General features: G+C 71.4%; 11 protein-coding genes. 2 read left to right on the forward strand and 9 right to left on the reverse strand.

Going from position 1 to position 9,840, the window contains the following annotated elements; translation table 11 throughout:
• A partial coding sequence (locus tag GT030_RS33655; RefSeq protein WP_161204308.1) for an ECF subfamily RNA polymerase sigma factor, BldN family occupies positions 1-575 on the forward strand: 575 nt, incomplete at its 5' end.
• A gap of 167 nt (positions 576-742) precedes the next feature.
• Positions 743-1,990 (forward strand): DUF5667 domain-containing protein, encoded by a 1,248-nt coding sequence (locus GT030_RS33660; protein WP_161204309.1) that lies wholly within the window; start codon positions 743-745, stop codon positions 1,988-1,990.
• Positions 1,991-2,092: 102 nt separating this feature from the next.
• Here GT030_RS33660 and GT030_RS33665 read toward each other — a convergent pair whose 3' ends face one another.
• From GT030_RS33665 to GT030_RS33705, 9 genes are all read right to left on the reverse strand, one after another.
• On the reverse strand, positions 2,093-3,109 hold the full coding sequence (locus tag GT030_RS33665) for a lysophospholipid acyltransferase family protein (protein WP_161204310.1): 1,017 nt from the start codon (positions 3,107-3,109) through the stop codon (positions 2,093-2,095).
• A 14-nt stretch (positions 3,110-3,123) separates the two neighbouring features.
• A complete protein-coding gene (locus GT030_RS33670) occupies positions 3,124-4,185 on the reverse strand; it encodes an NAD-dependent epimerase/dehydratase family protein (RefSeq protein WP_086692217.1) in 1,062 nt (353 codons plus the stop codon).
• 180 nt (positions 4,186-4,365) lie between these two features.
• A complete protein-coding gene (locus GT030_RS33675; protein WP_003948845.1) occupies positions 4,366-4,464 on the reverse strand; it encodes an AURKAIP1/COX24 domain-containing protein in 99 nt (32 codons plus the stop codon).
• A 133-nt stretch (positions 4,465-4,597) separates the two neighbouring features.
• Positions 4,598-4,810 (reverse strand): helix-turn-helix domain-containing protein, encoded by a 213-nt coding sequence (locus tag GT030_RS33680; RefSeq protein WP_051781202.1) that lies wholly within the window; start codon positions 4,808-4,810, stop codon positions 4,598-4,600.
• Positions 4,811-4,939: 129 nt separating this feature from the next.
• Positions 4,940-5,755 (reverse strand): phosphatase, encoded by an 816-nt coding sequence (locus GT030_RS33685; RefSeq protein WP_130331167.1) that lies wholly within the window; start codon positions 5,753-5,755, stop codon positions 4,940-4,942.
• Positions 5,756-5,845: 90 nt separating this feature from the next.
• The gene (locus GT030_RS33690) at positions 5,846-7,018 is read right to left on the reverse strand and encodes an acetoin utilization protein AcuC (RefSeq protein ID WP_161204311.1); all 1,173 of its coding nucleotides are present in this window, start codon (positions 7,016-7,018) and stop codon (positions 5,846-5,848) included.
• The gene (locus GT030_RS33695; protein WP_237523006.1) at positions 6,969-8,222 is read right to left on the reverse strand and encodes an MFS transporter; all 1,254 of its coding nucleotides are present in this window, start codon (positions 8,220-8,222) and stop codon (positions 6,969-6,971) included. The genes GT030_RS33690 and GT030_RS33695 overlap by 50 nt, the downstream gene beginning before the upstream one ends.
• A 43-nt stretch (positions 8,223-8,265) precedes the next feature.
• Positions 8,266-9,039: a VC0807 family protein gene (locus GT030_RS33700; protein WP_161204313.1), complete on the reverse strand. Its 774-nt coding sequence runs from the start codon at positions 9,037-9,039 to the stop codon at positions 8,266-8,268.
• 92 nt (positions 9,040-9,131) lie between these two features.
• Positions 9,132-9,776 carry an HAD family hydrolase gene (locus GT030_RS33705; RefSeq protein ID WP_161204314.1) on the reverse strand — a complete coding sequence of 215 codons (645 nt, stop codon included), beginning with the start codon at positions 9,774-9,776 and terminating at the stop codon, positions 9,132-9,134.
• Between the last annotated feature and the right edge of the window lie 64 nt (positions 9,777-9,840).

Raw genomic sequence — 9,840 nt, forward strand, 5'->3', positions numbered from 1 at the left:
CCGCCCGCCGGCCGGCCGCGGACAGTGACAGCGCCCGCATGATGGACCTGGTCGAACGCGCCCAGGCAGGTGAGGCGGACGCGTTCGGCCGCCTCTACGACCAGTACAGCGACACCGTGTACCGGTACATCTACTACCGGGTCGGCGGCAAGGCCACGGCCGAGGACCTGACGAGCGAGACCTTTCTGCGCGCCCTGCGCCGGATCGGCACCTTCACCTGGCAGGGCCGCGACTTCGGCGCCTGGCTGGTGACGATCGCCCGCAACCTGGTCGCCGACCACTTCAAGTCCAGCCGCTTCCGGCTGGAGGTCACCACCGGCGAGATGCTCGACGCCAACGAGGTCGCGCGCTCCCCCGAGGACTCCGTCCTGGAGTCGCTCTCCAACGCCGCACTGCTGGACGCGGTGCGCCGGCTCAACCCCCAGCAGCAGGAGTGCGTGACGCTCCGCTTCCTCCAGGGCCTGTCGGTCGCCGAGACCGCGCGGGTGATGGGCAAGAACGAGGGCGCCATCAAGACCCTCCAGTACCGGGCCGTGCGCACGCTCGCCCGGCTCCTCCCGGAAGACGCCCGCTGAGGCCGCCCACCCCGCGACGCAGAGCGACATCCAACTCACCCTTGGTGAAAGTGAGTTGGTTTTGCGATCCGGCGGCCCGACGTCCGTAACCCAAGTGCCGAGCCGCTCGTTGTGCGGGATACAGGCTCCCTGTGAGTCGACCGTCATGACGAGAGGAGGTGCCGCCAGTGATTGCGAACGTATCGGCGCACCGGCGGGCGAACGCCTTCGCCCAGGCCCTGGAGGAGCAGTCCGACCGGGACACGGCGGCCGAGCACGCACACCGGGCGGAACCACCGCCCGCCGAGGGCAGATCCGATCAGGGCGAGCTGCTGGCCCTGGCGGAAGGACTCGGTGAGCTGCCCAGGCCCCAGCTCGACCCGGAGGTCAAGGTCGTCCAGCGGGCCCAGTTGGTGGCCGCGATGGAGTCCATGGTCCAGGAGGGCACCCTGGGCGGAGCGGCTCCGGCGTCGGTACCCGAGCAGCGTTCCCCCGGCCGGGGCGCGCACCGGGCCGGCCCGCTGAGCAAGCTGCGCCCCAGGTCCCGGCTGGCCAAGGGGCTCACCGCGGGCGGACTCAGCGTGGGCGTGGCCGCCGGTGCCTTCGGCGGAGTGGCCGCCGCCAGCTCCGAGGCCCTGCCCGGCGATTCGCTGTACGGGCTGAAGCGCGGCATCGAGGACTTCCAGCTCAACTACCTCAGTCAGGGCGACGGGGAGCGCGGCCAGGCATACCTGGACCACGCCTCCACCCGGCTGAACGAGGCCCGCAGGCTGATGGAGCGCGACCGGAGCGGCCGGCTGGACCACGAGTCCATCGGCGAGATCCGCCGCACCCTCTCCGGCATGCGCAACGACGTCACCGAGGGCCACCGCCTGCTGCACGCGGCCTACGAGGCGGACCCCGACTCCCTCGGCCCGATCCAGGCCCTCTCCGCCTTCTCCCGCTCCCACCGCGAGGTGTGGAGCACGCTGAGCGACCGGCTCCCGGTCCAGCTCGGCGATGTGAAGGACGAGGTCTCCTCGGTCTTCGACGCCATAGACGAAGAGGTCGCCCCGCTGGAGTCGCTGCTGCCCAAGCCGCCCGCCACCAAGGGCGACGACGGTCACAGCGGCGGGCGTCCCGGCGTGGCCCCGTCCGGCTCCGCGAGCGGCCACCGGTCCGGCTCCCCGAGCACCGGTGACACCCCGTCGGCGGGCAAGGACCGGGACAGCAGCCCCGGCACCCCGAGCGGCTCGGCCACCAAAGACAGCGACGACGGACTCCTCGGCGGCGACACCGGCGGTCTGCTGGACCCCCCGAAGACCGGTGGCTCCGAGGGCGGTTCGCCGTCCGCGGGCAAGTCGTCCGGCCCGGCGGGCAAGCCGGACGTCACCCTGCCGCCGCTCCTGCCGGGTCTCCTGCCCGGCCTGGGCATCGACAGCAAGGACGCCGAGTAGCCCGTAGCGCGTACGAGAGCGGGGCGCCCCTTTTCCGAGCAGGGGCGCCCCGCTTTCACGTACGCCTTGCGCACGGCCTTCGGAAGACCTCTGGGAAAGAACTCAGAAGAACACCGAACGCCGCTGCACCAGCAGCTTGTACAGCGTGTGCTGGATCTGCTCGCGCACCTGGTCCGTGAGGTTGAACATCAGCATCGGGTCCTCGGCCGCCTCCGGCGGATACCCGTCCGTGGGGATCGGCTCGCCGAACTGGATGGTCCACTTCGTCGGCAGCGGGACCACCCCGAGCGGCCCGAGCCAGGGGAAGGTCGGCGTCAGCGGGAAGTACGGGAAACCCAGCAGCCGTGCCAGCGTCTTGGCGTTGCCGATCATCGGGTAGATCTCCTCGGCGCCGACGATCGAGCACGGGACGATCGGCACCCCCTGCCTGAGCGCGGTGGAGACGAACCCGCCCCGGCCGAACCGCTGGAGCTTGTACCGCTCCCCGAACGGCTTGCCGATCCCCTTGAACCCCTCCGGCATCACCCCGACCAGCTCGCCCTGGCCCAGCAGCCGTTCGGCGTCCTCGGCGCAGGCGAGGGTGTGACCGAGCTTGCGGGCCAGCTCGTTGACGACCGGCAGCACGAACACCAGGTCGGCCGCGAGCAGCCGCAGATGCCGGCCGGCCGGATGCCGGTCGTGCACGGCGACCTGCATCATCAGCCCGTCCAGCGGCAGCGTCCCGGAGTGGTTGGCGACGATCAGCGCCCCGCCCTCGGCCGGGATGTTCTCGATGCCCTTCACCTCGACCCGGAAGTACTTCTCGTACACCGGGCGCAGCAGGGACATCAGGACCTGGTCGGTCAGCTCCTCGTCGTACCCGAAGTCGTCGACCTCGTAGTCCCCGGTGAGCCGGCGGCGCAGGAAGGCGAGGCCGCGCGCGACCCGCTGCTCCAGGGCGTCGGCCGCCTCCCGCGCGCGCTCCTCGGCCGGGGGCTTCTCGTCACGGGCGTCCCCTCTGGTGGGCAGAGGCTGGACCGCGCCGGGCCGGCCGCCCGTGCTCCGGCGGCGCTGCGGCCGCTGCCCCGCGCCCCCGCGGGACCGGTCGTCGTCGAACGGAATGACCTTGGCGTCCGCCATCGTTGCCGCTCTCCTCAGTTGGCGCCGGGCTGCGGGACACGGGCGCCGCTCCCGGCGGTCAGCACGGCGACCCGGTCGACGGCCTCCGCGAGCGTCTCGGGCGGCAGCAGCCCGGGACCCTGTCCGCGCGCGAAGTCCGCGAACGTCTCCGCCGTCGTGTACGTGGGCACGAACCCGAGGGTGTCGCGCATCTGGCCGGTGTCGACCACCCGGCCGTGGGTGAGCAGCCGGATCTGCTCGGGTGAGAAGTCCGTCATACCGAGCGTACGCACCAGCGACCCGGCCCAGGTGACCGCGGGCAGCAGCAGTGGCACGGTGGGCCGGCCTAGCCGGCGGGAGCACTGCGAGAGCAGCAGCACCCCGTCGCCCGCGATGTTGAAGGTGCCGCTGTTGAGGGTGCCCCGGCGCGGCTCGTGCGAGGCGATCCGCAGCACCTCGATCACGTCGTCCTCGTGCACGAACTGCAGCCGGGGGTCGTAGCCCAGCACGGTCGGCAGCACGGGCAGCGCGAAGTAGGAGGCGAGCGGGGTGTCCGGGGTGGGCCCGAGGATATTGGCGAACCGCAGCACGCACACCGCGACATCGGGGCGGCGCCGGGCGAACCCGCGTACGTACCCCTCGACCTCGACGGCGTCCTTGGCGAAGCCGCCGCTGGGCAGCGACTTGGCGGGGGTGGTCTCGGTGAAGACGGCCGGGTCGCGCGGGGCGGAGCCGTAGACATTGGTGCTGGACTTCACCACCAGCCGCTTGACGGCGGGCGACTTCTGGCACGCGCCGAGCAGCTGCATGGTGCCGATGACATTGGTCTCCTTGACCGTGGCCCGGCTGCCGCCGCCCAGCGCGGTACCGGTCACGTCCATGTGGACGACCGTGTCGGCGCCGGTCTCCGCGAGCACGCGGGCGACGGTCGGCTGCCGGATGTCGGCCTGGATGAACTCCGCCCCGCCGAGGTCGTGCGCGGGCGGCACGGCGTCCAGGGCGATCACCCGGTCGACCTCCGGGTCCCGCTGGACGCGCCGCACGAACCGGCCGCCGAGCTGCCGGGCGGCTCCGGTGACGAGCACGACCTTTCCCAAGACCAGCGCCTCTCTTCCGACCTCGCGGGAGCGCGCACGAGGACCGCGTCCTCGTCCGCGTTCCCCGTGTGCGGCCAACCTATCGGGTCACTGTCACCAGGAGGTGACCCGGACATGCCGGTGGCCCCCAGTCCGTGTCGGACTGGGGGCCACCGGGGACGCGTCTTCGCGCGGTGCCGCTTACTTCTTGTTGCGGCGCTGAACGCGCGTGCGCTTGAGCAGCTTGCGGTGCTTCTTCTTGGCCATCCGCTTACGCCGCTTCTTGATAACAGAGCCCACGACTACCCTCGCTCACTTCTCATGACTCGGTTGCTGGGCGCCATGGGCCCATACGACCTACGAGGGGTCAGCCTACCCGCCCGAGCGCCGTGGTCGTAATCGAGGGCTTGTTCCGGGATCTTCCGGACCGCCGTCAGGCCGTTTCCACCCCCACGTAGCTCTCCCGGAGGTACTCGTGAACCGCTTGCTCGGGGACACGGAAGGACCGCCCCACCCTGATCGCGGGCAGATGACCGCTGTGCACCAAGCGGTACACGGTCATCTTGGACACTCGCATCACCGAGGCGACCTCCGCCACGGTGAGGAACTGGACCTCGTTCAACGGCCTCTCGCCTGCACCAGCCATGACACACCTGAACCTTCCGCACTCGACGGCCACCGGCTTCCCCTTCCGGTGACTCTTCGTCGTTGCGTGCTCACTCCCCAGACTAGGGGCGGGTGATGCGAATGGGGAAGAGGTGTCCCCATCGGCGGCCTACTGTGACAGACACGCTCGTTTGAGTACGTAGCGGGTGAGCGGGCGGTAGTGACCAGACCGTACGGCGTCGTCAAGCGGAACGACCACGGACACCGTTCCCTCGGCCTCGCCGACGAAGGGCGCGGGGTCGTCGGAGTCGGCCAGACCGATCGCCTCGAACCCCAACTGACCTGCGCCGCAGACCCATCCGTGATCTCCGACGACCAGTCCGGGCAGGGGCCCGCCGGACTCCGCGGCGGCCGCCAGCGCGAGCCGAACCGGGAGCGGGGAATGGCTGTGCGCACCCGGCTCACCACCCCGGCGCCCGCTCGCCGGTTCCCGCACCAGGGCAACCCCACGTACGTAGTCGAGGTGGTGCGTGCGTAGACCGAACCGGGTCAATATGTCGACACAGCGACCCTGCGCGGGGGTGAGAATCTCACATCCCGCCGCCGACACGGCGTCCGCGAGCGCGGCGTAGAACCCCAGGAGCTGCCGGGGGTGCCCGGTACCGAACAGCACCGGCACCCCCCGCCGGGCCGCGCCGGCGATCGCCAGCGCGAAGGCGTCCAGCGCGGCCAGCGTCCGCTCCGGATCGATCACGTCCCGGCCCGAAGTATGCAGTGGATCGGCCGAGACCCCGCACCGGTCCGCCATCAGACCGAGCAGTTCCCGCTGCCCCCAGGACCGTTCGGGATCGATCCCGATCAGCGCGCGGGGGTCGCGCGCGGCGAACAGCCGGTAGTTGCGCAGGCTGTCCTCCCGCGCGGTGGCGACCTCCCCGGCGAGACGGGCGGCGAGCAGGTGCGCGCGCAGGGCACCGGTGTCCAACACGGGTGCGATCGTGGCCCACCGGGCGGGCGACCGGAGGGGGAACGGGGAAAGACCGCACGGTTGGCGTAACGGCCACTCGCCCCGCCCCGCTCAGGCCAGCAGACCCCGCAGCGGGAACGCCGAGCGCCGGGTGGCCAGTACCGCCTGGTCGAGCCGGTCGGCCGGGTCGTATCCCGACTCCCAGGGCGCCCAGCTCACCGGCCAGCGGCCGTCGGTCATCCGCTGCGGCCCCAGCTGCCGGGTGCGTGCGTACACTTCCTGCCGCCAGCCCTCGGGGATCACCGTCTCCGGCGCGATCTCCCGCCCGGCCGCGATGCCCACGAGATGCGTCCACGATCTCGGCACCACGTCGACCACCGCGTACCCGCCGCCGCCCAGCGCCAGCCACCTGCCGTCCGCGTAGGTGTGAGCCAGCTCGTGGCAGGCCACCTGCACCGCCCGCTGCGCGTCCAGCGAGACCGCGAGATGCGCGAGCGGGTCCTCGAAGTGCGTGTCCGCCCCGTGCTGCGACACCAGCACCTGGGGCCGGAACTCCGCCAGCAGCTCCGGGACCACCGCGTGGAACGCCCGCAGCCACCCGGCGTCCCCGGTCCCGGCGGGCAGCGCCACGTTCACCGCCGCCCCCTCCCCGGCGCCCGCGCCCGTCTCCTGCGGCCACCCGGTCGCCGGGAACAGGGTGCGGGGGTGCTCGTGCAGCGAGATGGTGAGCACCCGGGGGTCCTCCCAGAACGCCGCCTGCACCCCGTCCCCGTGATGCACGTCCACGTCCACATAGGCGACCCGCTCCACGCCCAGCTCCAGCAGCCGGGCGATGGCCAGCGCGGCGTCGTTGTACACGCAGAACCCGGACGCCCCGCCCGGCATCGCGTGGTGCAGCCCGCCCGCGAAGTTCACCGCGTGGTCGGCGTCCCCCCGCCACACCGCCTCGGCCGCCGCCACCGACTGGCCGGCGATCAGCGCGGACACCTCGTGCATCCCGGCGAACGCCGGATCGTCCACCGTCCCGAGACCGTACGACCCGTCCGCCGCGCGCGGGTCCGCCGACGCGGTCCGCACCGCGTCGATGTAGTCCTCCCGGTGCACCAGCCGCAGCGTCGACTCCCCGGCCGGCTTGGCCGCGACGATCTCCAGCTCCCGGTCCAGGCCGAGGGCCGCCACCAGCTTCCGGGTCAGCTCCAGCCGCACCGGAGCCATCGGATGGTCCGGGCCGAAGTCATAGCCCGTTACTGCCTCGTCCCACATCAACTGTGCGCGGCCGCTCATGCCCGCCACCGTATCGGTCGCCCCCGGAGGCGAACGACCGGGCGTACACCGTCGTCACCAGCACGAGTGCCATCGGTACGAGCATCGCGCCCCGGTAGCTCCAGGCGTCCCCGAGCGCCCCCACCAACGGCGAACCGACCAGGAAACCGACGTAGTTGAAGATGTTGAGCCGCGCCACCGCCGCGTCCGACGCCCCCGGGAACAGCCGACCCGCCGCCGCGAACGTCTGCGGCACCAGCACGCACAGCCCGATCCCCAGCAGGGTGAACCCGAGCATCCCCACCCACGCGCCCGGCGCCATCGCCACCACCCCGAACCCGCAGGCCGCCACCAGCGCCCCCAGCCGCACCACCGCCACGGCCCCGAACCGCCGCACCCCGAGATCCCCGCCGGCCCGCCCCACCAGCGTGGTCACCATGTACACGTTGTAGGGAACGGTCGCCAGCTGCTCCGACCCGCCCAGCACGTCCTTGACGTACTTCGCGCTCCAGTTGGAGACCGTCGAGTCCCCGATGTACGCGAACGTCATCACCAGACACAGCGGCAGCAGCAACCGGAAGGCGACCCCCTTGGTCTCGCCCGCTTCCGCCGGCTCCGCCTCGCCGTCGACGTACCAACGGCTCCCCACCAACACGGCCGGCAACAGCACGACCACGACCGGCAGATACGACATCCACAGCGTCAACTCCTCGTGCGCGCCCACCCATGCGAGCGACGCCCCGAGGATTCCGCCCAGGCTGTACGCCGCGTGGAAGCTGAGCATGATGCTGCGTCCGTACGCCCGCTGCAGGCTCACCCCGAGCATGTTCATGGAGGCGTCCAGCATCCCCACGGACAGCCCGAAAACCCCCAGGACGACGGCCAGCTCGGCCACTTGATCCCCGGCACCGACACCGAGCAGCGCCAGCAGCACCACCGGCTGGGACCACCGCAGCAGCCGGCTGGGCCGCACCCGGCGCACCAGCCGCTCGGTCGTCACGCTGCCGGCCCCGGCCAGAATCGGCACGGCCGCCAGGAACACCGGCAGCAGCCCGTCCGACACCCCGTACCGGTCCTGCATGGCCGGGATGCGCGTCACCAGCAGGGCGAAGGCGACGCCCTGCACGAAGAAACCGAACGCCAGCGAGGCCCTGCCCCGCCGCATCACGTCAGTCATGGCGGCGAGCGTAGGGCCCCGGGCGGTGTGCTGAACAGATCCGGCCAAAGTTGAGTTCTGCTCATCTTCGGCCGGTGCGGGTCGGGCCGGGTTAGGCTGCGGCGGCGAGCTTGGTACGGCTGTCCTGGGCCGGCCCGGCGGGCTCCACGGGGTCACCGTGCTTCCCGGCGGTCTCCTCGCTCAGCAGGCACTCCATCGGCACGACCGCGACCGCGCCGCTGATCACAAAGGTCCCCACCATCACCACGGCCATCAACACCCCACCGAGCCACACCATGGTGTCGACCGGAATGGTGTACGCCCCCACCACACGCGCCACGCACTCGATGAGCAGCGCCACCCCCCACACGAGGGAGAACACCCGCTCCTTGCGCCGGAAGTCGGCGGACCCGGCCGCCGTCCCGGTGGTGAGCCGCTGCCAGGCTCCCTCCCTGGCGGGGTCCCCCTTCACCAGGAACGGCTTCATCCCCTCGGTCATCATCGGCCGCCCCAGTGCCACGGAGACCAGGATGCCGAGGGCGACCGTGCTGCTGACCGCCCCGTCCTTGGCGAGCATCAGCCGCGGGTCCCCGGAGACGAAGCTGAGCGCCAGGCCGGCCACGTTCACGGTCAGGATGAGCAGCGCGAGCCCATTGGCGGACCGCTTCCGCGCCAGGCTCCACACCGTGCGCAGCGCGGGCCCGACACTGCTCCAGGCGAGCGCGGCGAACGTGCTCATCCCGAATGCTTCCTTGAAGACGTAGTACGAGCCGAGCGGCAGCGCCACGTCGATGAGGAGCGGCTTGAAGTTCTCCAGCGCGCTCGGCGGGCGATGCTGGTCCTGGCGCCGGCTGTCCTGGCCCTGGTTCCCCGTGTTCTTCGTCATGCCCTCAGCTTGGCGGCCGAGGGGGCCCGGCCGACAGAAACGAACGTCCACAGGTCGGCATGACATCCGTCAGGTCCGCCCGATGGCCGCGGTCACACCAGCAGGTCAGCCAACTCGCCCATGCAGGAGAAGAGTTGAGTGGCGTCCGCGAGCTTCTCCGGCGGGGTCATCGCGGTGAACCCGTACACGTCCATCCCGGCCGCCCGAGCCGCCTGTACCCCCAGCGGAGAGTCCTCCACGACGAGGCATCGCTCGGGGGCGACCCCCATCCGCTCGGCCGCGTACAGGAACAGGTCGGGAGCGGGCTTGCCCCGGCCGACGTCCTGCGAGCTGAAGATACGGTCGTCGTCGAACCACCGGTCCAGCCCGGTCACCCGGTGCCCGACCCGAATCCGCTCATGACTCCCGGAGGAGGCCACGCAGTAGGGCACCCCGCCGGCGGTCAGCTTCTCCAGCACCCCTTCGACGCCGGCCACGGGCCGCAGCTCCTCCTCGAACGCCGCGAACACCCTCGCGTGAAAGACGTCGTCGAAGTCCACGGGCAGCCTCTCCCCGGTCCGCTCCAGCACGATGTCGTGCACGCGGTGCATGGCGGAGCCCATGTAGTCCCGTATCGACTCGTCGTAGGTCGTCGGGTGCCCCAGCTCGGTCAGATAGGCGGCGAGATGCCGATTGGAGATGGGCTCACTGTCCACCAGGACGCCGTCGTTGTCGAAGAGGATGAGGTCGTAGCGCATACCTCTGACCCTAAATGACCCTGAACGCAGAAAACCCCCGCACCAAAGGTGCGGGGGTTTCCCT

This window comes from Streptomyces sp. SID1328 (assembly GCF_009865595.1).
In the GTDB taxonomy this organism is placed as follows: domain Bacteria; phylum Actinomycetota; class Actinomycetes; order Streptomycetales; family Streptomycetaceae; genus Streptomyces; species Streptomyces griseoluteus.